Raw genomic sequence first — 25069 nt, 5'->3', positions numbered from 1 at the left:
AGTTCCCCATGGCATCGCCACCATGTCCAACGGAATACCGACGCTCGAGTAACCCCCGCCACCACCATCGGTCCGCCACCTCAGACCATGAGCAAGGCTCGACCAGCCCACGCTGCGGGATCGGCGAGACTCAGTTCCCCATGGCGAGGGCCAGCAGGCTCTTGCGGTACTGCTCCAACGCGACCAGGTCGCCGAACAGTGCCATGTACGCGTCGGTCTCCTCGGTCGAGGACACCCGCTGCAACCGCGACTTCAGTTCCGCGATCTGTCGGCCTACCCAGGCCTCCTGGGTGCGGGCCAGCACCGCGGAGATATAGGCGGCCATCGCGTCCACCGACTTGACCGGCAGCGATTCGGTCGCCAGTTCGGAGACCAGCGCGCGCAACGTCAGATCGTCGGCCTCGTCGGAGACCCGGCTCACCCATTCCGCCCCGCCCAGTCCGGCGGCCGTGCCACCGGCGGCGGCGATCAGCCCGCGCACCGCGACATAGGCCGGATGGGTGAACGCCTCCGGCTCCAGCGAGTCGAACACCGGACCCGCCAGCGCCGGGTACTGCAGGGCCGCGGCCAGCGCCTGCCGCTGCGGCAGCAGCACCGGATCGTTCGGGGCCGGCCGGGCCGCCGGCTGGTCGGCGGCCGGCTCCGCCTGTGCCCGCCCGGCCGGTGCGGATGCCCCGCCGGTCCGGTTGCGCCGCGCCTCCTCGTCGACCCGGCGGATCACCGTCTGCACGTCGAGCCAGCCCGTGCGCTCGGCCAGCTTCACCGCGTACCGTTTGCGCGAACCGTGGTCCTTGAGCTGCGCCACGATCGGCACCGCCCAGCGCAACACCGCGGTCTGCCCCTCCGGCGACAGCTCCCCCGACCGCTTGTCGGTGAACTTCTCGATCTCCCGGTCGATGAAGAAGTCGAACAGCGGCGACCGGCGTGCCACCAGATCCCGCAGTGCCCCATCACCTTTGGCCTGCCGCAGCTCGCACGGGTCCTGCCCGTCCGGCGTCACCACGATGAAGGTCTGCCCGGCCACCTTGTTGTCGCCGGCGAACGCCTTCAGCGCCGCGGCCTGCCCGGCCTCGTCACCGTCGAAGGTGAAGATGATCTCGCCGCGCCAGAAGTTGTCGTCGGACAGCAGCCGCCGCAGGATGCCCAGGTGTTCGTCACCGAAGGCCGTACCGCACGCTGCCACAGCGGTTTTCACGCCCGCCAGATGCATGGCCATCACGTCGGTGTAGCCCTCGACGACCACGGCCTGATGGCTCTTCGCGATCTCCCGCTTGGCCAGGTCCAACCCGAACAGCACGCCGGACTTCTTGTACAGCGCGGTCTCGGAGGTGTTGATGTACTTGGCCGTCATCTGGTCGTCGTCGAACAACCGGCGCGCACCGAACCCGATGACCTCACCGGACAGGTTCCGGATCGGCCACAGCAGCCGGCGATGGAACCGGTCGATCGGACCGTGCCGGCCCGGCTTGGACAGGCCCGCGGCCTCGAGTTCCTTGACGTCGAAACCCTTGCGCAGCAAGTGTTTCGTGAGGGTGTCCCAGCCGCCGGGCGCGAAGCCGCAGCCGAACTGCTTGGCGGCGTTGGCATCGAAGTTGCGGTCGGTCAGATATTTCTGCGCCACCGTCACCTCGCCACCGGAGCCGGCCAGCTGCGCGGTGTAGAACTCGTGCGCGGCCGCGTTGGCCGCGACCAGCCGGGCCCGCGTGCCGCGGTCGCGCTGCACCGAGGTGCCGCCACCCTCGTAGTTGATCTGGTAGCCGATCCGATCGGCCAGCTGCTCGACGGCTTCCACGAAACCGATGTGATCGATCTTCTGCAGGAAGCCGAAGACGTCACCGCTCTCGCCGCAGCCGAAACAGTGGAAATGACCGTGATTGGGCCGCACGTGGAACGACGGCGACTTCTCGTCGTGGAAGGGGCACAACCCCTTCATGGAGTCGACCCCGGCCCGCTTGAGCGACACGTACTCACCGACGACGTCCTCGATGCGCACGCGCTCGCGAATCGCCGCGATATCGCGATCAGGGAGTCGTCCAGCCATAGCTTCCGAGCCTACCGGTTGCCCGGCAGCGACCGAGCCACGCGATCGATGCGGCTGGCGACATGGCGAATCGCCGCGATATCGCGATCAGGGAGTCGTCCAGCCATAGCTTCCGAGCCTACCGGTTGCCCGGCAGCGACCGCGCCACGCGTTCGAACCGGCTCTCGGTATACGACGCGATCTGGTCCACCACCACCCGCACCCGTTCGGTGTCGTCGGCCGCGGCGTGCCACCACGGCTGCAGCACCGGGTCCAGCCCGAACGGCGCGGTGGCCAGCAGGTGCTGCGCCACAGCCAGAATCCGTTCCCGCTGGTCGGCCTGCCGCCGCCGGTGCTCGGGATCGGAGAGCACATAGTGCAGCGCGACGGTTTTGAGGAACGCGACCTCCGCCTGCACCAGCTGCGGCACCTCGAGATCCGCGGCGTAGCGCGACAACCGAAGATCACCCCACACCGCGCGGGTGGCCTCCACGGCGGCCGTGGCGAATCGGCCGACCAGGTCGCTGGTCAGCCGCTTCAAGGCCACCGACGCGCGCAAGGTGCCGTCGTAGCGCGCGGCGGCGGCCACCACGGGCAGCCGCGACAGCCGGCGCACCGCGTCGATCAGGTCGTCGGTCGACAGCCCCGGGTGCTGGCTGTGCCCGAGTTCGGCGAGCGCGCGCTGCTCGGCGGGATCGCCCAGCGCCAGCAGGTCGATCCGCCCGGCGATCACCCCGTCCTCGACGTCGTGCACCGAGTACGCGACATCGTCGGACCAGTCCATCACCTGTGATTCCAGGCACTGTCGCCGTTCGGGCGCCGCCTTGCGCACCCAGTCGAGCCGGTCCAGATCGGCGTCGTAGGCACCGAACTTGCTGTTCGGCCCGGTGCGCCCCCACGGATATTTCACGCAGGCGTCGAGGGCGGCGCGGGTCAGGTTGAGGCCGAAGCTCTGTTCGCTCGCCTCGTCGAACACCTTGGGCTCCAGCCGGGTCAGAATGCGCAGGTTCTGCGCGTTCCCCTCGAACCCGCCGTGCGCGTCGGCAAAGATGTCCAGCGCCCGTTCCCCGTTGTGCCCGTAGGGCGGATGCCCGATGTCGTGCGCCAGCCCGGCCAGATCCACCAGGTCCGGATCGCAGCCGAGGCCCTCGGCGATGCTGCGCCCGATCTGCGCCACCTCGAGCGAATGCGTCAAACGGGTTCGGGGCGTGTCACCTTCGCGCGGACCCATGACCTGGGTCTTGTCCGCCAGGCGGCGCAGCGCGGCCGAGTGCAGCACCCGGGCGCGGTCACGCGCGAAGTCGCTGCGTCGCATCGGGCTCGCCGACCAGCTGGAACCGGCGGTGGCGGCGGTCTCGGTGACCATGCGTTCCCGGTCGTCTCCGGTGTACGGCTCATCGCTGCGGGATGCGCCGTGCGCGCCGGCACATGATTCACTCACTTCGTTCGCTCATCGGCGCTCGTCACCGGGCCCCGTCCTTTCCCGCACACCCGCGGGTGCGCCTCATTGTTCGGCGGTGTACTTGAAGTCGGCGGAATAGTGGGTGATCCGATACCACAGCAGCGCACCGGTTTCCCGCGCGATGCCGTGCGCCTGCGACTCGCGGGTGTAGACCGCCGGTCCGGTGCGTGTCGGCGCGGTCCAGGCTTGCAGCCCCTGATCGCGGGCCATGGTGCGGGTGCGCAGCGAATGCCACGGGTCGCTGGCCATCACCACCGAGGACAGCCCGCGCGCGTGCATGGCCGTGGCGACCGCCTCGATGCTCTGCAAGGTGTTCGAGCCGGTTTCCACCGCCAGCACGTGATCGGCCGGAACTCCGTTGGCGCTCAAGTAGTTCCGGCCCGCCGCGGCCTCGGTGTAGGCGTCGCCGACCCGTTTGCCGCCGACTGTGATGATCAGTGGCGCAACCCCTTTGCCGTACAGCGCGGCGGCCTGGTCCAGGCGGGCCTGGAAGACCGACGACGGGACACCGTTGTACTGGGCCGCGCCCAGCACCAGGATCGCGTCGGCGTGCCGCTCGTCGTCGATGCGGGCCACCTGCCACACCCGCACCGCGGTCCCGGCCACCAGTACCAGCGCGATGAGCAGGGTACCGGCCACGATCCGGCCCGCCCAGCGCAGCACGCCGCCGACCGTGGACCGGGACGGTACGAGCGGCCGGCCGAGCGGGACGGTGGATGCGGAGGCCGAAGACATGTCCCCGAGTCTGCCAGCGCCGGATCACGTGTCGATTGCGACGGTCACCAGCCGCGCTCGCGCCACGCCGGGATCGCGGCCCGTTCCGCGCCCAGGGTGGTGTCGTCACCGTGACCGGGGTAGACGGTGGCGCTGTCCGGGTAGCGGTCGAACAGCTTCGTCTCGACGTCGTCGATCAAGGTCGCGAAGTCGGCCGGCGACCCGGTCTTGCCGACGCCGCCGGGGAACAGCGAGTCGCCGGTGAACAGGTGCACGCCGCCGCTCGCATCGGTCAGCTCGAGCGCGATCGACCCCGGCGTGTGCCCGCGCAGATGGATGACCTGCAACGTCAGCTCGCCCACCACGACCGTGTCGTCGTCGGAGAGCAGCCGGTGCGGCCGCACCGGCAGACCGTCGGCGTCGAGCGGGTGCGCGGCGGTGGGCGCACCGGTGGCGGCGACCGCTTCGAGTGCCTGCCAGTGGTCGGCGTGACGGTGTGTGGTGACCACGTCGACCACCTCGCCCGGCGCCTGCGCGGCGATCAGCTCGAGAATGCGGTCCGCCTCGTTGGCGGCGTCGATCAACACCGCGGCGCCGGTCGCGGTGTCCTGCACCAGATAACAGTTGTTGTCCATCGGGCCGACGGACATCTTGACGATGCGGGCCCCCGGCAGCTCCCGGAGCTGCGGATTCGATCCCGGCGAGACATGGCCGGTATACGGCGTGTCGAGGGTGATCATGCGCCGATCCTAGCCCGGGGCACCGACACCGGCCGGGCCACCCGAGCCGGGCCCTCGCGGCTCACAGCCAGCCGAGACGTTCGGCGGTGCGCACGGCCTCCACTCGGGTGCTCGACCCGGTCTTGCCGATCGCCGCGGACAGGTGGTTGCGCACTGTGCCCTCCGACAGATGCAGTCGCGCGGCGATCACCTTGGCGGTGGAACCGTCGGCCGCCGCGGCCAGCACCTCGGCCTCCCGCGCGGTCAGCGGTGACGTTCCGGCGGTGAGCGTCTCGGTGGCCAGTGCCGGGTCCACCACGCGCAAACCCATGTGCACCCGCCGCACCGCGTCGGCCAATTCCCGTGCGGGCGTGTCCTTCACGACGAAGCCGCCGGCGCCCGCGTCGATCGCCCGGCGCAGATATCCCGGCCGCCCGAACGTGGTCACCATGAGGATCCGCACCCGCGGGAACCGTTCGTGCAACTGCGCCGCTACCGAGATCCCGTCCAGCCCCGGCATTTCCACGTCGAGCAGCGCCACGTCCGGTGTGGTCCGCTCCACTGCCGCGAGCACCTCGTCCCCCCGCCCCACCTCGGCCACCACCTCGAGGTCCGCCTCCAGGTTCAGCAGTGCGGCCAGCGCGCCGCGAACCAGCGCCTGGTCGTCGGCAAGCAGCAACCTGATCATGCCCTCAGTCTGACACGGACGAGACCTGACTCGTCCTTGATAAAGTCACCTTGGTTGGCTATAGATATCTCTAGTCAGAGATCCAAGGGAGATTCCTGTGAGTGAAACCTTTCTCGTAGCGGTCGCACCGTCGCCGGACAGCCGGCGCAGCCGCGCGATCACAGCCGTTCTGTGCACGGCGGCCTTCATGGCCATGCTCGACGTCTTCGTCGTCAACGTGGCCTTCACCGATATCGGCCGGAGCTTCGCGCACGCGCCGCTGTCGAACCTGAGCTGGGTGCTGAACGGGTACACCATCATCTATGCGGCGCTGCTGATTCCGGCCGGTCGCCTGGCCGACCTGCACGGTCGAAAGGCCGGATTCCTGGTGGGCCTTGCGGTTTTCACGCTGGCCAGTGCCGCCTGCGCTCTGGCGCCGGGCCTCTGGTGGCTGGTCGGCTTCCGGGCACTGCAGGCGGTCGGCGCGGCCGCCTTGACTCCTGCCAGCCTGGGCCTGCTGCTGACCGCGCTGCCGATGGAACGCAGAGCGGGAGGCGTGAAGGTGTGGGCGACAGCGACTTCCTTCGCGGGCGCGGTCGGCCCGGTCGTCGGGGGCGCGCTGGTCCAGCTGTCGTGGCAGTGGGTGTTCCTGATCAATCTGCCGATCGGAATCGTCGCCTTCGTGGCCGCGCTACGTCTGGTCCCCGACTCGCGTGACGAATCGATCACTCGCACACCGGATCTGCTGGGCGCGGCGGTACTCGCCGTAGCTGTCGGCGCGCTCGCGCTGGGCGTGGTCAAGGGCGCCGACTGGTCGTGGAGCTCGGCCGCGTCACTCAGCGCGTTCGCTGTCGCGATCCTCGGTGCGGTCGTGTTCGTCGTGCGGATCTTCGGTCATCCGGCGCCGGTGGTGAATCCGCGGCTGCTGCGGGTACCGACCTTCGCCTGGGCCAACGTCACCGCGCTGCTGTTCTGCACGGCGTTCGGTGCGGTATTCCCGAGCGTCGTGCTGTGGCTGGAGAACTTCGCCGGATTCGGCACGCTCACCACGGGTGTGGCCATCGCGCCCGGCCCGCTGATGGTGCCGGTCTTCGCGATCGTGGGCCAGCGGCTGGGCCGGGTGCTGCCGGTCGGCGTGCTCGTCGGCCTGGGCAATCTGGTGTTCGCGGCCGGTGCCGCGATGCTGGCCTTCAGCGCCCGCACCCACGTCGACTTCGCGTGGCAGGTGCTCCCGGGCTGGCTGGTCATCGGCGCCGGCATCGGCCTGGCCCTGCCCAGCCTGATCGCCACCGCCACTGCGGACCTTCCTGCGGCGCAGGCAGCCACCGGCAGCGCCGTGGTCAACACCAGCCGCCAGCTCGGCTACGTGGTCGGCGTGGCGATCCTGGTAGCCGTGCTCGGGGCGATCGACGTCGCACCCGAACAGGCACGCACCGCGTTCCAGCACGGCTGGTGGTTCATCACTCTGACCGCGGTGCTGGCCGCCGCCACCTCCCTCGGCATCCGGCCGCACGCCCGCAGCGCCGCGACGAACTCGAAACAAGAAGGCAGAGTGTGACTCCGGAACCGCGCACCGAGCAGCAGACCCGGGAAACGGCGAGCCGGCTTCAGCCCAGGTCCGAGCGCACGGCGGCGAACCAGGCCTGGGTGTCGACCAGGCCCTTCTCGTTGTCCTTGCGGCCGCCCGCGAAGCCGTACAGGTCGGCGGCGAAGCGGCTCAGTACGGTGTGCTCGGTCTCCTGCAGTTCGGCGAGGACGTCGGCGTCGTCGAGCAGGTAGGCGACCACGGCGGCCCGGCCGGCCGGCCACTCCGCGCGCGGGCCCGACCAGCCTTGATCGCGCACGGCCCGGGCCTGGGCGAGCAGTTCGGCGCGCAGGGCGGCGCGGTCCTCGTCGCTGGGACGACGCGGTTTACCCCAGCTGATCCGTTGCGTCTCGGCCATGCCGTCCGACCTTACCGCTGGTCGCGCATGGCGACCGCGAGCCGCAGGCCACCGCCGGCCGGCGTCGACAGCGTCAACGACCCACCGGCGGCCCGGACCCGCGCCTGCAAGCCGGTGAGGCCGCTGCCGCTGGCGGCGGTGGTGGGCAGGCCCACACCGTCGTCGGTGATGACGATCGAATTCGGGCCGATCTCGACGGTGCAGGTGCGGGCCCGGCTGTGCCGCACCACATTCGTCACCGCCTCGCGCAGTACCCAGCCGAACAGTTCGTCGTGTTCGGTGGCCACGACGGCCGGCGGCAGCTCGGTGGCGATGTCGGCGGCACCCAGCGCGGACCGCGCATTGGCCAGCTCCCGGGTCAGCGACATCTCGCGCAGTCCGCCGACCGTGTCCCGTACCCCGGCCAGCGCCTCACGCGCCAGCCGCTCCACATCGGCCATCTCGGCGCGTGCCCGCTCCGGGTCGATGTCCAGGAGTCGTTGCGCCAGTTCGGTTTTCACGGTGATCACGGTGAGCGAGTGGCCGAGGATGTCGTGCACGTCGCGGGCCACCCGGTTGCGTTCGTCGACGATCGCGAGCTCGGCGCGCTGCTGCCGCAACAACACCCGCTGCCGTTGCACCCGCAGCCCCATCGCCCGGCCGATCCAGATGCCGATCGGCACCGTGGTCAAAAAGAGCGGCGCGCCTCCGAGCGACCAGCCAGGTACCACGGTCGACACGATCACCAGCACGAGGACGACGGCGATCACGATCAGCGCCGACTCGTCCAGCGGCATCACGAACACGGCCGTCGCGGCGAGATAGATGACCGCCGGCAGCGCACTGGGCCCGAGCAGCACCATGACCGCGACCACCACCACGGCCATTCCCGCCAGCAGCGACCAGGCCACCGGGTTGCGGGCCGGCGGCTCCAGATGGTCCTCCACGTCCGGACGGCGGAACCGCGCGAACGCCACGGTGATCAGCAGCCCGTAGCCCACCACCGCCACCGCACCCGCGATACCGCGCAGCAAATGCCCCTTCGACAGGACATCGCTGACCGGCCCGATCAGGTACAGCAGCCACATGGCGGCGAACATGCCGCCCATCCAGTTGCGGCGAACCAAGCCCTGCGGTGTCTGGCCGGCGGCCGCCGCCCGGTCGAGCAGACCGGACACCGACTCGGTGGCCGTGGCGAAACGTGCGGTCACACCCATCTCGGAACTCCTTCCACCGGTCCGGACGGTACCGGATGCCGGCGTCGGACCGATGCGGCGACGCTCACCCCTCGTGAGCGCCGCCGCGGTCGCGGATCAGCGGGCGGTGGAGCGGGATCAGCGGGCGGTGGAGCGCCGGAACCGGTACGCCGCGCCGACCGCGAACAGCGCCGCCCACACGACGAAGTTCAGCAGCGCCGCGGCGACCGACCCGGCCGAGGCGTCGGCGAACGGTATCCGCGCGAGCGTGGCGATTCCGTTGGTGGGGAACGCCTTCGAGACGGTCTCGAACCAGCCGTGCAACGGCGCGAACAGCCCGCCACCGAACGCCAGGGCCGCGAGCACGGGGCCGAGGATCTGCATGACGTTCTCCGACGGCAGCAGATAGCCCATGAACAGGCCGAAGGCGGCGAACACCAGCGAGCCCAGCCACGCGATGACGAAGCAGCTCACCCAAGCGGTCAGCGGCAGGTGCGAGCCGGCTACCGCTCCGACGGCGAAAACGGCTGTCACCGAGATCAATCCGAGCGTCATCGCGACCGCGACCTTGGTGGCGACGTAGGCCAGCGGGCTCAGCGGCGTCAGGCGCAACTGCCGGCTCCAGCCGTGCGCTCGTTCGACCGCCACCATGGCTCCGCCGCTGGTGCTGGCCAGCATCGCGCCGTAGACCGCCATCGACACCATGACGTAGGCGGTGACGTTCCCGGAACCGAATTGCTGTGACTTGTAATCGGATTGCAGGCCGAAGATGGCGAAGAACAGCGGCGGCATGATCAGCGTGAACATCAGGGTGCGCTTGTTGCGCAGCATCCGGCGCAGTTCCAGCCGCAGGAAGGTGAGGCTGAAGCCGGCCAGCGGATGGACCGCGGCCGGGGTGGGGGTCAGGGTGTCCATGTCAGTTGTCTCCCGTCAGGGCGAGGAACGCGTCCTCGAGGTTGTGCCCGGTGATCTCCAGATCGACGGCCGGGGTCCGGGTCAGCAGGTAACGCGCGACGGTGTCGGAGTTCTTTGCCTGCACCAGGATTCGGTCACCACGCTGCTCCACGCTGTCGACGCCGGGCAGGGCCGCCAGCGCGGCCTGGTCGGCGCCGGGCAGCGTGGCGCTGACGGTGCGTCCCGAGGCCAGGTTCTTGATCGCAGCGGCACTGCCGTCGGCGACCACGGACCCGTTGCGCAACAACACGATCCGGTCGGCGTACGCGTCGGCCTCGTCGAGGTAGTGGGTGGCGAACAACACCGTGCGCCCGTGCCGGGCGTCGGAGCGAATCGCGGTCCAGAAGTCCCGCCGCCCTTCGACATCCATGCCGGTGGTGGGTTCGTCGAGCACCAGTAGCCGCGGCTCGGGCAGCAGCGCGAGCGCGAACCGCAACCGCTGCTGCTGTCCGCCGGAGCACTTGCCGACCAGCCGGTCACCGATGTCGGCGATCCCGGCCCGTTCCAGCACCTCCACGACCGGGCGCGGATTGCGGTGCAGCGCAGCCACCATCCGCACGGTCTCGGCGACGGTCGCGTCCGGCAGCAGCCCGCCGGACTGCAGCACGGCCGACACCGTCCCGGCGGCGATCGCCTCGGCGGGGCTGCGCCCGAACACCCGCACCTGCCCGGTGTCGGGCCGCTGCAACCCGAGCAGCAGGTCGATCGAGGTGGACTTGCCGGCTCCGTTGGGGCCCAGGAAGGCGACCACCTCGCCCGGCCCGACGGTGAGCTCGAGGCCGTCGACCGCGCGGACGGTCCCGGAGCCGCTGGTGAAGGTCTTGGTGATCCCGGCCATTTCGATGGCCGGTGCGGTGGCGACCCGGTCCACCGCACCGATCCGTGTGGAAGTCATGGATCAACTGTGGCTCGCGGCGGGGGCCCGGACCTGGGGCGAGCGTCACGACCTGGCCGTGACATCTGTCATGGAATGCGGCGCACGATTCAGGCGCTCGCGGCACGCAAGGTGGTCGCGCCCAGGCGATCCGCGCGTGCGACGATCAGTGTCTGCAACGCCCGGGCGGCGGCCGGTCCGACCGGGGTCACCACCGCCAGGATCTGGCCGGAACCGTCCGGGGCGGCCAGCATGTCGTAGGCCACAGGAATGTCACCGACGTCCCGGTGGCGGATCACCTTGGTGCCGAAGTTGCGTTCGCGAACCGTGTGGTCGTCCCACCAGGCCGCGAATTCCGGGCTCTCGCTGCGTAGTTCGGCGATCAGCCGGGCGAGTTCGGCGTCGTCCGGGTAGCGGGTGGCGGTCAACCGCAGGTACCCCACCGTCTCCCGGGCGATCTGTTCCCAATTGAGCTGCACCGCACGCACATCCGGTGCCAGAAAGATCAACCGTGCGGAGTTGCTCGCGGCACCGGTGCCGAAGTCCGCACCGAACAGCGCCGCCGCCGCGTCGTTGCGGGCCAGGATCTCGTACCGGTGATCCATCAAATAGCCCGGCCACGGCAGACTGTCGAGAATCAGCCGCAGCGAGGACCGCACCGGCCCGGGCGTGCGCGCCACCGGCGGCGCCTCCCCGCGCGCCAGCAGATGCAGGTGGGTCCGTTCGTCCGGCGCCAACCGCAGCGCGTCCGCGATCCCGTCCAGCACCGCCGACCCCGGCGTCCCCGCCCGCCCCTGTTCCAACCGGATCAGCCAGTCGACACTCACCGCCGCCAGCTGCGCCACCTCCTGCCGCCGCAAGCCCGGAGTCCGCCGCCGCCCGGTATCCGGCAACCCCACCGCGGCCGGGGAGAGCCGCTCCCGCGCGGCCCGCAGGAACGCTCCCAGCTCGCCGCTTCGCGCCGCAGTACTCATCCGACGATCATGACGCGGCTTCGGGCAGGCGGCGAATTATCGTGGTACGCGGCATACCAGGGTGCGCAGGCTCTCCCTACCGGCCGGCGCACCGGCGAACGTGGTGACCACATCGAAATCGCGTCGAAGGAGCCGATCATGAGCGTCGTAGCACGAACCCTGGCGAGCGTCGCCCTGCCCGCAGCCGTCCTGCTGGCGACCGCTTGCGGCAGCAACAGCTCGCCCACCTCGCCGTCCACCCCGGCGACCACCCCCGGTACCGCGGTCCGGTCCGAAGTACCACCCGGTACACCGACATTCGCGGTCGCCAGCCCGGATCTGGCCGACGGTCAAGCCTTCCCGGCCGCTGGCTACGCGAACGTCTTCGGCTGCAGCGGCGCCAACCACGCCCCCACCGTCACCTGGTCGGGCGCGCCGGCGACCGCGAAGAGCTTCGCGCTGACCATGTTCGATCCCGACGCACCCACCGGCTCCGGCTTCTGGCACTGGATGATCTGGGACATCCCCGCCACCGCCACCTCGGCCACCGACCCGGTACCGGCCGGCGCGGTCGCCGGCACCAACAACGCCGGCACCACCGGCTATGTGGGCCCGTGCCCGCCCACCGGCGACCCGGCCCACCACTACAAGATCAGCGTCCTGGCCCTGGACGTCCCCACCCTGGGCCTACCCGCCGCCACCCCGCCCGCGGCCGCCACCTTCGCCATGCACAACCACGTCGTCGGCGAAGGCCACCTGACCGCGACTGCCCAACGCTGACAATGGTAGATTGTATCTATGTAGATACAATCTACATAGATACAGTCTACACAAAACAGGCCCTCGGACCGCGGATCGGAGCTGCCATGTCTGATTTCGTCGGACGAAAGACCGAGCTCACAATGCTCGAGTCCCGACTCGAACGGATCGAGTCGTCGGGAAGCGGCATCGCGGTAGCTGTCCGCGGGCGCCGTCAGGTCGGCAAGTCGAGACTGGTCCAGGAGTTCTGCGATCGCGCTGCGGTTCCGTACGTCTACAGCACCGCGACCAAGGGCGCGTCACCGACCGAATCGATCGGCTGGCTACTGCGGGATATCCGCGAGTCCACGCTGCCTGGCGCGTCGGAGAACACGGTCGTTCAGGCCGCGAGCTGGCTCGATGCGTTGCGCGTACTGAATACGGCACTGCCGCAGACTCCGAGCATCGTCGTGCTCGACGAGGTGCCGTGGCTGGCCGAACAGGACGGAACCTTCGACGGCGCATTGCAGGCGGCGTGGGATCGACTGCTGTCGCGCAAACCGGTCCTGCTCCTGCTGCTGGGCAGCGACCTGCACATGATGGAACGGCTGACCTCCTACGACCGTCCGTTCTTCGGCCGCGCCGACAACCTGGTTCTCGGCCCGCTGAATCCGGCGGACATCGCATCGGCAACGGGCCTCGCGGCGGCCGAAGCCCTCGATGCCCATCTCATCACCGGCGGCCTGCCCGGCATCCTCCGCAGCTGGCCGCGCGGCCGCGAACCACTCGAATTCCTGCGCGACCAGTGCTCCGACCCCGCGGCACCGGTGTTCAGCATTCCGGAGTCGACCCTGCTCGCGGAATTCCCCGGTCCCGACCAATCACGGCGCGTGCTGGAAGCAGTCGGCGGCGGCGACCGAACGCACGCCACCATCGCCGCCGCGGCAGGCGGTCGCGAGGGTCCGCTCGCGTCGGGCAGCCTGTCCCCGTTGCTTCGTCGTCTCACCACCGAGAAGCGCATCCTGGCTCTCGACGAGCCGCTGTCCACCCGCCCCGGCAGGCCGGCGCTCTATCACGTTGCCGACAGCAACCTTCGACTTCACTTGTCGATCACTCGTGCGGCACAGGACTTCGCTCGCCGCGGGCGGCCGGACATGGCATTCCGGCTGGTGGAACGTCGCTGGTCGGGATGGCGTGGTCGGGCGATCGAGCCGCTGGTCCGAGAGGCACTCGAATTGTCCGCCCTCAGCGGCCGATTGCCGTGGGGCGAGGTGGAGCGGGTCGGCGGTTGGTGGAATCGCCAGTTCAACCCCGAAATCGACCTGGTCGGTGCCGACCGTGGTCCGGTGGCGAACCAGGTGTTCTTCGCCGGCTCGGTCAAGTGGCTGGGCACCGCATTCGATGATCACGATCTGACGGAACTGCAGCGGGCGGCCGTACAGATCCCCGGATTCGATCCCGGGACAACAGGTTTGGTAGCGGTCAGCAGGAGCGGAGTCACCGACTCGGTGGCCGCGGCCGGAATCGGATTGATCTGGGGCGCAACCGATATCGTCGGCGCGTGGCAAACCTGACTGCCGCGCGGACGACCATCCGAACAGGCGGGACAGCTCCGGGGAGCGGTCCACGGTGCACCGCGCCGCAAGCTGGGAGCCGATGACGGCCCACTGCCATGGACGTGCTGCACCGCCGACCGGTTACTCGACGACGACACTCCCAGCACCCGCGTCCAGATACTGCGCCAGCACCGGCCCGATCGACCGCAGCGCGTCCGGAGTCGTCAGATGGTTGTGGTCGAAGTCGACCCGGTACTGGGTGACCGCACCGCCGATGTACGGCCCCCACCCGGCGGCCAGATCGTCGTCGGAGGTGTCGTTGGAACGGATCATCAGCAGTGGCCCGTCGAACAGTTCGGGCTGGTGCCGCGTCGACGCACCGGCCAGGTTGCGGAAGTCGCGGTAGAGGTGCTCGAGGTCGGATGCGCCCAGGGCGCCGAACAGGCCGCCGCCCTGGGCGAGCAGTTCCGCCGCTCGCTCGTAGCCGACATCCTCGCCCTCGGGCACCTCGACCCCACCGAACTCGGCCAGCAGATCCGCCGCCGTGGGCATGTCGGACTCGTCAACGTCGACGGCGCCGCCGCCGGCCCGGCTGTCCAGCATCACCAGCGCGGGCACCGCTTCGCCCTGCCGGCGCAGTTCCACCGCGACCGCCTGCGCGATCGGGCCACCGGCCGAATAGCCCAGCAGCACATAGGGTCCGTGCGGGCGGACCCGCCGGATCTCCGCCGCGTACCGCACCGCCAGTTCGGTCACGGTGCGACCGGGTGAACCGCCGTCCGCGATGCCCGGCGACTGCAGGCCGTACACCGGGTGCCCGGGCAGATACTGCCCGAAACCCGTATAGCACCAAGCCAATCCGATGGCGGGATGGACGCAGAACACCGGTGTGCGGTCGCCGTCGGTCCGCAGCGGCAGCAGCACCCGCAGCGCCGGGTCGAGCCCGGGCTGGTCGCGCAGTTCGCTCAGCCGGGCGGCCAGTGCGGCGGGGGTGGGATCGGAGAACATCCAGTGCACCGGCAGCGCCATACCGGTTGCCGCCTTGACCGTCGAGACCAGCCGGATCGCGACCATCGAGGTCCCGCCCAGGTCGAAGAAGTTGTCGTCGGCGCCGACGCGCCCGATGCCGAGGACGGACTCGAAAGCGGCGGCCACCGCCCGTTCCAGATCCGTGGTCGGCGCCCGGTATGCCTGCTGGGCAACGGGTTCGGGCACCGGCAGGGCGGCACGGTCCAGCTTGCCGTTGGCGGTGCGCGGCAGGGCCGGCAGCTCGATGATCGCGCCCGGCACCATGTAGGCCGGAAGGCGTTGCGCCAGATCCTGTTTCACCGCGCCGACGGCGAGCTCACCGGCAGCGGCGACGACGTAGGCCACCAGGCGGGCGCCGTGCCCGTCGTCGCGCACGACCGCCACCGCGTGCGCGATCGCCGGGTCGGCCAGTAGCGCGGCCTCGATGTCACCCAGCTCGATCCGCAGCCCGCGCAGCTTCACCTGGTGGTCGGTGCGGCCCACGTATTCGATCCGGCCGTCGCGCAGCCGGGCGAGGTCGCCGGTCCGGTACATCCGCTGCCCCGGCGCACCGTACGGGTCGGCCACGAAACTGCCCGTGGTGGTCGCCGGGCGCCGGAAGTATCCGCGCGCCAAGCCGATTCCGGACAGGTACAGCTCGCCGACCATCCCCTCGGGCACCAGCCGCATCCGGGCGTCGAGGATCCGGGCCCGCATACCCGGCGCCGCGGTGCCGATCGTGATCGGATCCCCGGTCCGCAGCGGTTCGGAACCCGCTGCCCACACGGTGGATTCGGTCGGGCCGTAGTCGTTGAAGTACCGCCGCCCGGGCGTGTCCCAGGCCGCGACCAGATCGGGCGGGCAGGGCTCGCCACCGGTCACCACCACCTCGACCGCGTCCAGCCGGCCGACCTCGAGTGTGGCCAAGACCGAAGGCGTGCAAGCGATATGGGTGACCCGCTCGCGGACCATCAGCTCGGTCAGGTCCTCCCCCGCGACCACATCCGCGGGCGCCACCACCAGGCACGCACCCGCGCCGACGGCCATCAGCATTTCCAACACCGACGCGTCGAAGCTGGGCGAGGCCACGTGCAGGACCCGCGACCGCGCGGTGATCGGATCCCGCTCCCGTTGCGCGACAGCGAGATTGGCCAGGCCGGCGTGGGTGACCACGACGCCCTTCGGCTCTCCGGTGGATCCGGAGGTGAACAGGACGTAGGCCGGGTTGTCCACCCGCGCGACGCGCCCCGGATCGGCGCTCCCCCCGAGGTGCCCGGGGGCCAGGGCCGGGAGCACCCCGGGCGCCCCATCGGGTGCCGCGGCATCGATCTCGATCCACCGCACGGTGTCCGGGAACCGTTCCCGCACCGCGGTAGTGGTCAGGCCGAGGCCCGCACCCGACACCGCCAGAATCCGCTCGATCCGCTCGGCCGGATAACCCGGATCGACCGGCACGAAGGCCGCACCGGAACGGGTGACCGCCCAGACTGCCAAGACTGATTCCAGCGACCGTGGGATGGCAACTGCCACCAGTGTTTCCGGACCGGCGCCGGCACGGACCAGCGACTGCGCCAGCCGGCTCGAACGTTCGTCGAGTTCCCGGTAGGTCAGCCGATCCGAACCACAGACGATCGCGGTGCCGTCCGGATTCGACGCGACGGCCGTGGCCAGCACGTCGGCCAACAGCACCGGCGGCGCGGCGGGGAGCGTGTTGCGGGTCAGCAGCTCGGCCCGCTCGGCGGCGTCGAGAATCTCGATGTCCCCCACCGGCATCGAGTCGTCGGCCACCACCGCGGCCAGCAGCCGCCGCAGCCGTCGGCCCAGGGTGCGTACGGTCGGTTCGTCGAACAGATCGGTGGCGTAGCCGATCCGCACCGACCAGCCGCCGTCCTCCACCTGCACCGTCAGGTGCAAGTCGAATCGGCTGGTGGTCTGGCTGAACTGCAGCGCCTCCACGGTCACCCCGGGCAGCGTGACCTGGACCGGAGCCAGATTCTGGAAGATCAGCATCACCTGGACCAGCGGATGGCGGGCCACCGACCGGGTCGGCGCCAGCACCTCGACCAGTCGCTCGAAGGGCAGGTCGGCGTTGGCGAATGCGTCGAGGTCGGTGCGGCGTACCCGGCGCAGCAGTGACCGGAAGCTCTCGTCGGCGCGAATCCCGGTGCGCAGCACCAGGGTATTGACGAACATGCCCACCACGTCGTCGAGATCGGGGTGTCCGCGGCCGGCCACCGGCGTGCCGAGCGCGATATCGGATCCGCCGCCGGTGCGGGCCAGTAGCACGGCCAGCGCCGCGTGCAGCACCATGAACGGCGTCGCCTGCTGGTGATGCGCCAGATCGCCGACACGCGTGACGATCTCGGGTTCGATGCGGATGGTGACATCGGCGGCATCGTGGGTGGCGCGGGCGGGACGCGGCCGGTCCACCGGCAGTTCGAGGTGGTCGGGCAGGTCGGCCAGGGTGTGCTTCCAGTACCGAAGTTGCTCCGCGAGCAGCGAATCCGCCTCACCGTCCGGACCCAGCCGGGCGTGCTGCCAGACCGCGTAATCGGCGTACTGCACGGGCAGCGGCGGGAACACGGGCTGCTGACCGGCGCGACGCGCGGCGTAGGCGACGGCCACGTCACGGGCCAGCGGGCCCATCGAGAACCCGTCGGTCCCGATGTGGTGCGTCGCCGAGGCGAGCACGTGTTCGCCGGTGGGCAGCCGGAACAGCCGCACCCGCACCGGTACCTCGGTGGTGACATCGAATCCGGTGCAGACCACCTCGGTCACGGCGGCCTCCAGCTCTTCCGCGGTGACCGGCACGGGCTCCAGCGCGGGCAGCACCTCGGCCGGGTCCAGCACCTCCTGGCAACCTACTCCGTCGTGTTCGGGGTAGCGGGTGCGCAGCGTCTCGTGCCGGGCGACGACATCGCCGAGCGCGGCCCGCAGTGCGGCGACGTCGAGGTCGCCGCGCAGCCACATCACGGCGGGCAGGTTGTAGGCGGGCGACTGCGGCTCGTACCGGTTGACGAACCACATCCGTTGCTGCGCAGGCGACATCGGTACCGGATCGGGCCGGGGTCCGGGCCGCAGCTCCGGGCCGCTACCGCGCCCGGCGAGGCGGTCCAGCGCGGCCGCCAGGTCGGCGACCACCGGGGTCTCGAACAGCATCCGCACCGGTACCTCGGTGTCCAGTGCCGAGCCCAGCCGCGCCGCCACTCGCGTCGCGGACAGCGAATCGCCACCGAGAGCGAAGAATTCGTCGGGCGCTCCGATCCGATCGCGGTGCAGGACCTCCCCGAACACGGCGGCGACCACCGCGGCCGTGCCGTTGGGCGGCACGTAATCGGCCACGCCCAGTTCGGGTTCCGGCAGGGCACGCACATCGACCTTGCCGTTGGCGGTCCGCGGCAGCGCCGGCACCAGCTGGATCACGCCCGGAATCAGGTACCGCGGCAGGTGTTCGGCCGCCCAGGCCTGCAGCTGCGCCGGACCGGTACCGTCGACCGACACCACGTAGGAGCACAGCGCGACCGCGCCGCCGACGGTGCGCGGCACCGTCACCGCCGCCGCCACCCCGGGGTGGGCGGTGAGCACCGCGTCGATCTCCTCGGGTTCCACCCGCACACCGCGGACCTTGACCTGAGAGTCGCTGCGGCCCAGGTATTCCAGCGCCGGGGCGGCGTCCGGGCCGACCCGCCAGCGAACCAGGTCGCCGGTGCGGTACAGCCGCTGTCCGGGCGTGAACGGGTCGGCGACGAAGCGCTGCGCCGACAGTCCGGCCCGGCCCGCGTATCCGCGCGCCACCCCGGGCCCGCCCACGTACAGCTCGCCGGTCGCGCCGGATCGCACCGGTCGCAGCCAGCGATCCAGCACGGCCAGCCGTACGCCCCGGCCTGGTGTGCCCAGCGGCAGCGGCGAACCGGGAGAAGGAGGTTCGCCGAAGGTGACCGCCACGGTCGTCTCGGCCGGTCCGTAGGAGTTGATCAGTGCCCGATCCGCGGCGACGCGCTGGACCAGCGCCGGCGGGCAGGCCTCGCCGCCGACACACGCCGACTCCAGTCCGGCCAGCGCGCGATCGTCGAGGGTGCCCAGCACCGACGGCGTCGAGATCAGGTGTGTCGCACCGTGTCCGGTGAGGATCGCGCCGAGTTCGGCGCCTGCGTTCACGCCCTGGGGCGCGATCACCAGGGTGCCGCCCGCCACCAGGGTGCCCAGCCACACCAGGATCCCGGCATCGAAGGCGGGGTTCTGGCAGTGCACCACGCGCGCGCCGGGCCGCAGTCCCAGCCGGTCGGCGGTATCGGCCGCCAGATTCGCCAGGCCGCCGTGGGTGACGACCACACCCTTCGGGGTGCCCGTGGAACCGGAGGTGAACACCACATAGGCGGCGTGCTCGGGACGCAGCGGCCGGATCCGGTCGGCATCGGTGACCGGTGCGGCCGAACCGGTTTCGAACAGTTCGTCGACGTCCAGCCAGGACAGGCTGTCGGGCAGGCCGTTTCGTACGGTCGCGAGTGTGACGCCCAGCCGGGCACCGCTTTCCGTGGCGACGGCGGCGATCCGGGCGGCGGGCGCGGTGATGTCGACCGGCACGAACGCCGCGCCGGATTTGGCGACCGCGGTCGCGGCCACGAACCACTCCGCCGAGCGGGGCAGCGCCACCACGACGGTCGTGTCCGGACCGGCGCCCCGCTCGATCAGCTTGTGGGCCAACCGGTTCGAGCGCCGATCCAGCTCGGCGTAGGTGAGCTCCGTGTCCCCGTCGAGCAGCGCGGCCGCCGTGCTGTCGGAGTGCTCGGTGAGCAGTTCCGCCAGCGACCGCACGGGTTCGGCGGCCGGACCGGCCCAGCGCGCGTCGCCGGGCGCGGGATCGGCGGCCAGCAGTCGCGCGGTCCGGCAGGCGGGATCGGTCACCATGCCGGTCAGCACCGTGACCAGCCGGCGCACCACCCGCTCGGCGGTCTCGGCATCGACCTGCGGCGCGGCGTGGGACACCACCAATCGCGGCCCGGCGTAGCCGGCCAGGGCCAGCGGATAGTGGGTTCCGTTGCGCCACAACGCTTTCGCGACCGTCATGCCGCCCCGGCCGAGGGCGGCGGTGAGTGCCTCGGCGTCGGTCGGCGCGGACTCGTACACCGTGGTGGTGTCGAACAGCGGCCCGAACCCGGTGACAGCCTGGATCTCGTCCAGCCCGACGGAGTGGAAGTCGCTCAGCGCGGACTGTTCCTGTTGCACCCGGGCCAGCAGGTCGGACACCGGCTCGCCCGCGTCCAGCCGGATCCGCACCGGGATCGTGTTGATCAGCATGCCGACCATGCGCTCGGCGCCGGGCAGATCCGCCGGCCGGCCCGAGACAGTGCCACCGAACACGACATCCGCGGAACCGGTCAGGTCCGCCAGCACCAGCGCCCACGCCACCTGCACGATCGTGTTCAGGGTCAGCTCGTAGTCGGCCGCGAATACCGGCAACTGCTGGGAGATCGCCTGCGGCAGCGGCACTTCCAGCTCCCGAGTGCCCGCGGTGACCGCACCGCGCGCGGCCCCGGGCACCGCCAGGGTGGGACCGGCCAGACCACGCAGCGCCTCGGCCCAGGCCGCCCGGCCCGCGTCACCGTCGACGGCGCTCTGCCGGTGCAGGAAGGCGCGGAAGGACACGGGAGCGGGCAGCGAGTCCCAGTCCCGGGATCCGTAGAGCGCGATCAGTTCGGCGAACAGCAGCGGCATCGACCAGCCGTCCAGGATCAGGTGGTGGTTGGTGATGACCAGCCGGAACCTGTTGTCGCCGCGCACGATACACAGGAAGCGGATCAGCGGCGGTGCGTCCACGGCGAACGGTGCCCGCAGTTCGGCGGCGGCGAGCCGGTCCAGTTCCTCGTCCGGGTGTTCGCCGGTGCGGTGCACGGTCCGCCACGGGACCGCGACGTCCTCGACCACCAGCTGTACCACCGATTCCCCGCTGGCCACGAAGGCGGTGCGCAGCACGTCGTGCCGCGCGACCAGAGCGGAGGCGGCGGCCGCGAGCCGAGCCGGATCGAGCTCACCTTCCAGGTCGAGTACCGCTTGCACCACATAGTGATCGGGCGCGCCCGCGGTGAGCCGGCTCTGGAACCACAGCCCGCGCTGCAGCGGGGTCACCGGCCGGACGTCCTCGATCTTGCCGAAATGTTCGGTCCAGTCGGCGAATTCGTCCGGCGGCAACTCGACCAGTGGCCCTTCCGGCAGTGCCGCAACGGGTTCCGGTGTGGTGGCGATCGCGGCGAGCCGCGCCGGCGTGCGCTGCTCGAAGACGTCGCGGGCGGAGAAGGCGTAACCGACCGCGCGGGCCTTGGCGACCAGGGCGATGGCGCCCACCGAATCGCCGCCCAGCGCGAAGAAGGATGTGTCGACACCGATCTCGGTCAGCCCGAGGACCTGGGCGAAGACCCCGCACAGCACGCGTTCGGCGACGGTGTCGGCCGGCCGGTCCCGCCGCCCGGTCTCGGGTTCGGGCAGGGCCGTGCGGTCGATCTTGCCGTTCACGGTGAGCGGCAGCGCGGACAGCACCGTCACCGTCGCGGGGACGGCGGCCGGCGGCAGCTGCCGGGCGAGGTGGTCGAGCAGCGCGGCCTCGGTGACGGTGACGGTGGCGACCGGCACCACATAGGCGGCGAGCACCGAGCCCGCGGCCGCCTGCCGCACGACCGTCACCGCGATCTCGACGCCGGGGTGCTGGGCGAGCACAGCGTCGACCTCACCCAGTTCGACCCGCACACCGTGCAGTTTGACCTGGAAGTCGCTGCGGCCCACGTATTCCAGACCCCAGCCGGGGGCCGCCACCTGGCCGGTCCGGCCGTCCGGCGTCCAGCGCACCACGTCGCCGGTGCGGTACATCCGGCTTCCCGGCGGACCGTAGGGCGAGGCGACGAATCGCTCGGCGGTAGCGCCGGGGCGGCCCGCGTAACCGCGCGCCAGGCCGGCCCCGAGGATGTACAGCTCGCCGGCCGAGCTCGCGGTGACCGGGGACAGCAGCCGGTCCAGCACGACCAGGCCCATACCCGGCACCGGGTCACCGAGGTGCGCCGGCCGGCCCGGCACCAGCGCACCGGTGAAGGTGGCCGCGACGGTGGCCTCGCTGGGTCCGTAGGAGTTGAGCAGGGTGCGGCCGATGCCGAAGCGCGACACCAGATCCGGGGGGCAGGTGTCACCGCCGGTGGACACCGAGCGCACGCCCGCCAGCGCGGCGGGTCCGAGGGTGGCCAGTACGGCGGGTGTCGAACACAGATGTGTCACACCGTGTTCCTTGATCTGCGCGGCGAGCGCCCGACCGACCACCGGATCGCCTTGTGCCACGACCAATGTCGCGCCGTGCCCGAACGCGGACAGCCACTCCAGCACCGCCGCGTCGAAACTCGGGTTCAGGCATTGCAATACGCGGGAGCCGACGCTGGGCCGATAGGCCGTGCCGACCGCGTCGGTCAGGGCGGCCAGGCCGCGGTGGGTCACCGCGACGCCCTTGGGCACACCCGTCGACCCGGAGGTGAACACGATGTAGGCCACGTGATCCGGTGCCGTCGGGTCGGCGCGCCAGTCGGTGCGGTCCTCCGGGTTCGCCTCGCCCGGAACGGCTCTCGCCTCGGCTGTCACCGAACCGTCGCCGCCGGGGCGTGGCTGCCCCTCGCCGGTGATCCCCAGCCAGCGCACCACCGGCGGCAGCACTCCGGTCAGTCCGGCATCGGTGACACCGAGCACCGACGCGCTGGTGGCCGCGATCCGGGTGAGCCGCTCGGCCGGGGTACCGGTGCCGACCGGCACGTGGGCGGCACCGGTCTTGGCGACCGCCCACAGCGCGACCATGGCGGCGGTCGAGCGCGGAAGTGCCACCAGAACAGCGGTTTCCGGCCCGGCACCGGCTGCGGCCAGGGTGTGCGCCAGCCGCTGCGACCGCTCGTCGAGCTCCCGGTAGGTCAGGCGCAGGTCGCCCTCGACGACGGCGATCGCGTCGTCACCGGCGAGCGCGCGGCCCGCCGCGAGCAGATCCGGCAGCAGCCGCGGCGCCGGGGCTCGCGGGCCGTGGATCGGGCCGGCGATCGAATCCTCGTCCGGCAGCCGGTGTTCGAGGTCGGACACCGGTGTCTCGGGGGTCGCACGCAGCATCGACTCCAGCAGCACCAGGAACCGGGCATGGTGGCGGCTGAGCGAATCCTGGTCGTACAGGCGCGGATTGGCCGCGAAGTCGAGGTGGATCGGCGCGCTCGCCCCGTGCTGGTAGAAGTTCACGAACAGGTCCTCGATCGGGCCCGAGGTGACCACGTGCAGCCGGGATTCGATTCCGGTCAGCTCGATCTCGTCGCCGAAGGTCATGATGTTGAGCACCGGCCCGACGATCCCGCGCCCGAATTCCGGTTCGGTGCCGGCATGGTCGGGCTGCGGTCCCGTCATGTCCTCGTAGCGGAAACGCTGGTGCCGCAACGCACCCGACGCCGCCTGCCGCACCGCGCCGAGCAGGTCCGCCAGCGTCGCGCCGGCGGGCACCCGGATGCGCAGCGGGACGATATTGGCCATCATCCCGCCCGAGCGCCGCAGTACCGCGGTGGTCCGGCCGGAAACGGCCAGGTTGAGGACCACCTCCGGCTGTGCGGTGAGCCGGGCGTAGTACAGCGCGACCGCGGCCATCACGACCGACGCCGAACCGGTGCCGTACAGCCGGCCGGCGGCGTCCAGAGCGTCGGTGGTCGCCGGATCGAGTTCGTAGCGTTCCTCCCGGGCCAGCGCCACCGCGGGCGCGTCGGCGGCGACCAGGCTGCAGCGTTGCGGCATGCCGGCGGTGTGCTCGCGCCAGTACTGTTCGTCGGCGGTGTAGCGGCCCGACGCCCGGTAGGCCAGTTCGGCGTCGTACAGCTCGCGCAGCGGCGCCGCGGCCGAGGGCGGTGCCGCCGGGCCACCCAGTTCCGCGTTGTACAGCTGGACGATCCGGCGCACCATGGTCATCGCGCCGAACCCGTCGATCAGGATGTGGTGCAGCCGGGAGTACCAGAGGTGCCGGTCGGTCCCCAGCCGGATGATCGTCGAGACGCCGGGCGCGCCGACCGCGAGATCCATGGGGGCGGCGACGTCGGCCCGCATCCATTCCTGGGCCGCGGCGAACGGGTCGGGCCGGTCGCTCAGGTCGAGGTACCCCACCTCCGGTTCGATCGCCGGGTCGATGTCCTGCACCGGCCCGCCGGCGGTCTCCCGCAGTCGCAGGATCCCGCAACCGAACTCCACGCCCGCCTGCCGGGCCGCCCGGATCAACGCCGCGACCTCGAGCGGGCCGCGCATCTCGATGTACTGGGCTTCGGTCAGCGGGACCGCCGGGTCGAGCTGCTGGGCGTACCAGAATCCGAGCTGGGCCGGCGAGAGCGGGAAGGTCTGCACCGCGGACGGTGTGGCAAGGGTTGGGTTCATGATCGACCACCGGGGACGGGCGCGCCGGCGGGTTCCGGCTGCGCGATATAGGCCGGAACCTCGTGCTCCGGCTGTGCTGTGAGGCGCCCGACCACCGCGGCGCGCACGTGCGCCGGCAGTTGCGGCGCGAACTTGCGGACGTAGGCGTTCATCCATTCCGGGCGCTCCAGCAGGAACGGGAAGTCCGTCGACATCATCGACCGCACCACCAGCATCGGCACCGGCGAGTTCAACGGCCGAAATTCCTTGTTCCACAATCCGGATTGCGCACAGCCGGGATAGAACTGACCGAGCATCGTGCCTTGATCGACAAAACTGCTCTTGAATTCCTCGTGCAAGTCGTCGACCATCCGATAGTCGGTCACTTGAGGGAACAAGGTGACCATCGCGCACAGCACGGATTTGGCGGAAGCGTGTCCTTGCGTCAGCGTCGGATATATATCCAATGCGTCGTACATCGTTTCACGCAGCTGTCGAATATCAGGCCTGTGGCCGGAAATACAACACACCCACATGAGGCCGCGATCCAGGGCCGGGCGCACGTACGGGCACACCGAACCGTCCCGCCCGAGGTCGGGGTTGGGGCGCGTCAGGAAGGACTCGGCCCAGGTGCGAAGCGATTCCGTCGCCGCACCGTGGCCCGGGGGGGTCTCGTCGGCACCGGCGAAGGGAATCCACCGCGCACCGGAACGAAGGCCGACCACTGCTCCACTCATCTTTCACCTCGCAGGGGCACCGCTGTCGATGGCAGACGGTCCTTTGCGATGCCTTGCCTCAATATTGTGCGTCGCGCAAGAATCGTTTCACGAGTGGTGAAAACCCTAGTTTTCCGGTCAACCGTTTTCAGGCCCGAGACGGTACAGACGGTATTT

Annotated in this window: 15 protein-coding genes; 3 read left to right on the top strand and 12 right to left on the bottom strand. The window is 70.7% G+C overall.

What is annotated here, in order from left to right; genetic code table 11:
* Positions 1 to 130: 130 nt before the first annotated feature.
* From dnaG to EBN03_RS13625, 5 genes are all read right to left on the bottom strand, one after another.
* Positions 131 to 2041 carry a DNA primase gene (dnaG, locus tag EBN03_RS13645; protein ID WP_122188333.1) on the bottom strand — a complete coding sequence of 637 codons (1911 nt, stop codon included), beginning with the start codon at positions 2039 to 2041 and terminating at the stop codon, positions 131 to 133.
* A gap of 118 nt (positions 2042 to 2159) precedes the next feature.
* Positions 2160 to 3461, bottom strand: a complete 1302-nt coding sequence (locus EBN03_RS13640; RefSeq protein WP_267899286.1) for a deoxyguanosinetriphosphate triphosphohydrolase — start codon at positions 3459 to 3461, stop codon at positions 2160 to 2162.
* A gap of 63 nt (positions 3462 to 3524) precedes the next feature.
* Complete coding sequence (locus EBN03_RS13635; protein ID WP_122188331.1) at positions 3525 to 4217, bottom strand: YdcF family protein; 693 nt, start codon at positions 4215 to 4217, stop codon at positions 3525 to 3527.
* A gap of 44 nt (positions 4218 to 4261) precedes the next feature.
* Positions 4262 to 4936 carry an MBL fold metallo-hydrolase gene (locus EBN03_RS13630; protein ID WP_122188330.1) on the bottom strand — a complete coding sequence of 225 codons (675 nt, stop codon included), beginning with the start codon at positions 4934 to 4936 and terminating at the stop codon, positions 4262 to 4264.
* Positions 4937 to 4997: 61 nt separating this feature from the next.
* Complete coding sequence (locus EBN03_RS13625; protein WP_122188329.1) at positions 4998 to 5603, bottom strand: response regulator transcription factor; 606 nt, start codon at positions 5601 to 5603, stop codon at positions 4998 to 5000.
* Positions 5604 to 5700: 97 nt separating this feature from the next.
* Here EBN03_RS13625 and EBN03_RS13620 point away from each other — a divergent pair, with 97 nt between their 5' ends.
* Entirely contained in the window at positions 5701 to 7140 is a 1440-nt protein-coding gene (locus EBN03_RS13620; protein ID WP_233608357.1) for an MFS transporter, read from the top strand.
* Positions 7141 to 7189: 49 nt separating this feature from the next.
* On the opposite strand, the gene EBN03_RS13615 is transcribed toward EBN03_RS13620, so the two are convergent.
* From EBN03_RS13615 to EBN03_RS13595, 5 genes are all read right to left on the bottom strand, one after another.
* Entirely contained in the window at positions 7190 to 7525 is a 336-nt protein-coding gene (locus tag EBN03_RS13615) for a hypothetical protein (RefSeq protein WP_122188328.1), read from the bottom strand.
* 11 nt (positions 7526 to 7536) lie between these two features.
* Positions 7537 to 8721, bottom strand: a complete 1185-nt coding sequence (locus EBN03_RS13610) for a sensor histidine kinase (RefSeq protein WP_122188327.1) — start codon at positions 8719 to 8721, stop codon at positions 7537 to 7539.
* A 117-nt stretch (positions 8722 to 8838) separates the two neighbouring features.
* Positions 8839 to 9615, bottom strand: a complete 777-nt coding sequence (locus EBN03_RS13605) for an ABC transporter permease (protein ID WP_122188326.1) — start codon at positions 9613 to 9615, stop codon at positions 8839 to 8841.
* A 1-nt stretch (position 9616) separates the two neighbouring features.
* The gene (locus tag EBN03_RS13600; RefSeq protein WP_122188325.1) at positions 9617 to 10549 is read right to left on the bottom strand and encodes an ABC transporter ATP-binding protein; all 933 of its coding nucleotides are present in this window, start codon (positions 10547 to 10549) and stop codon (positions 9617 to 9619) included.
* 89 nt (positions 10550 to 10638) lie between these two features.
* On the bottom strand, positions 10639 to 11502 hold the full coding sequence (locus EBN03_RS13595) for a helix-turn-helix transcriptional regulator (protein WP_122188324.1): 864 nt from the start codon (positions 11500 to 11502) through the stop codon (positions 10639 to 10641).
* Between the two features lie 138 nt (positions 11503 to 11640).
* Here EBN03_RS13595 and EBN03_RS13590 point away from each other — a divergent pair, with 138 nt between their 5' ends.
* Positions 11641 to 12261: a YbhB/YbcL family Raf kinase inhibitor-like protein gene (locus tag EBN03_RS13590; RefSeq protein WP_122188323.1), complete on the top strand. Its 621-nt coding sequence runs from the start codon at positions 11641 to 11643 to the stop codon at positions 12259 to 12261.
* An 86-nt stretch (positions 12262 to 12347) separates the two neighbouring features.
* Positions 12348 to 13793 carry an ATP-binding protein gene (locus EBN03_RS13585; protein ID WP_122188322.1) on the top strand — a complete coding sequence of 482 codons (1446 nt, stop codon included), beginning with the start codon at positions 12348 to 12350 and terminating at the stop codon, positions 13791 to 13793.
* A gap of 123 nt (positions 13794 to 13916) precedes the next feature.
* Here the strand turns inward: EBN03_RS13585 and EBN03_RS13580 are convergent, their stop codons facing one another.
* Together EBN03_RS13580 and EBN03_RS13575 are read right to left on the bottom strand one after the other, a co-directional pair.
* Positions 13917 to 24197: a non-ribosomal peptide synthetase gene (locus EBN03_RS13580; protein ID WP_158675614.1), complete on the bottom strand. Its 10281-nt coding sequence runs from the start codon at positions 24195 to 24197 to the stop codon at positions 13917 to 13919.
* Complete coding sequence (locus EBN03_RS13575; protein WP_407671141.1) at positions 24194 to 24913, bottom strand: DUF6875 domain-containing protein; 720 nt, start codon at positions 24911 to 24913, stop codon at positions 24194 to 24196. The genes EBN03_RS13580 and EBN03_RS13575 overlap by 4 nt, the downstream gene beginning before the upstream one ends.
* Positions 24914 to 25069: the final 156 nt, after the last annotated feature.

The sequence above is a fragment of the Nocardia stercoris genome, from assembly GCF_003696265.1.
GTDB lineage: Bacteria > Actinomycetota > Actinomycetes > Mycobacteriales > Mycobacteriaceae > Nocardia > Nocardia stercoris.
The sequence above is the reverse complement of the archived record's forward strand: the minus strand, read 5'-3'. Positions and strand labels throughout refer to the sequence as shown.

Coding starts and splice junctions, on each gene's coding strand:
- dnaG (WP_122188333.1), bottom strand. CDS start 2,041: ATGGCTGGACGACTCCCTGATCGCGATATCGCGGCGATTCGCGAGCGC.
- EBN03_RS13635 (WP_122188331.1), bottom strand. CDS start 4,217: ATGTCTTCGGCCTCCGCATCCACCGTCCCGCTCGGCCGGCCGCTCGTA.
- EBN03_RS13630 (WP_122188330.1), bottom strand. CDS start 4,936: ATGATCACCCTCGACACGCCGTATACCGGCCATGTCTCGCCGGGATCG.
- EBN03_RS13625 (WP_122188329.1), bottom strand. CDS start 5,603: ATGATCAGGTTGCTGCTTGCCGACGACCAGGCGCTGGTTCGCGGCGCG.
- EBN03_RS13615 (WP_122188328.1), bottom strand. CDS start 7,525: ATGGCCGAGACGCAACGGATCAGCTGGGGTAAACCGCGTCGTCCCAGC.
- EBN03_RS13610 (WP_122188327.1), bottom strand. CDS start 8,721: ATGGGTGTGACCGCACGTTTCGCCACGGCCACCGAGTCGGTGTCCGGT.
- EBN03_RS13605 (WP_122188326.1), bottom strand. CDS start 9,615: ATGGACACCCTGACCCCCACCCCGGCCGCGGTCCATCCGCTGGCCGGC.
- EBN03_RS13600 (WP_122188325.1), bottom strand. CDS start 10,549: ATGACTTCCACACGGATCGGTGCGGTGGACCGGGTCGCCACCGCACCG.
- EBN03_RS13595 (WP_122188324.1), bottom strand. CDS start 11,502: ATGAGTACTGCGGCGCGAAGCGGCGAGCTGGGAGCGTTCCTGCGGGCC.
- EBN03_RS13590 (WP_122188323.1), top strand. CDS start 11,641: ATGAGCGTCGTAGCACGAACCCTGGCGAGCGTCGCCCTGCCCGCAGCC.
- EBN03_RS13585 (WP_122188322.1), top strand. CDS start 12,348: ATGTCTGATTTCGTCGGACGAAAGACCGAGCTCACAATGCTCGAGTCC.
- EBN03_RS13580 (WP_158675614.1), bottom strand. CDS start 24,197: ATGAACCCAACCCTTGCCACACCGTCCGCGGTGCAGACCTTCCCGCTC.
- EBN03_RS13575 (WP_407671141.1), bottom strand. CDS start 24,913: ATGAGTGGAGCAGTGGTCGGCCTTCGTTCCGGTGCGCGGTGGATTCCC.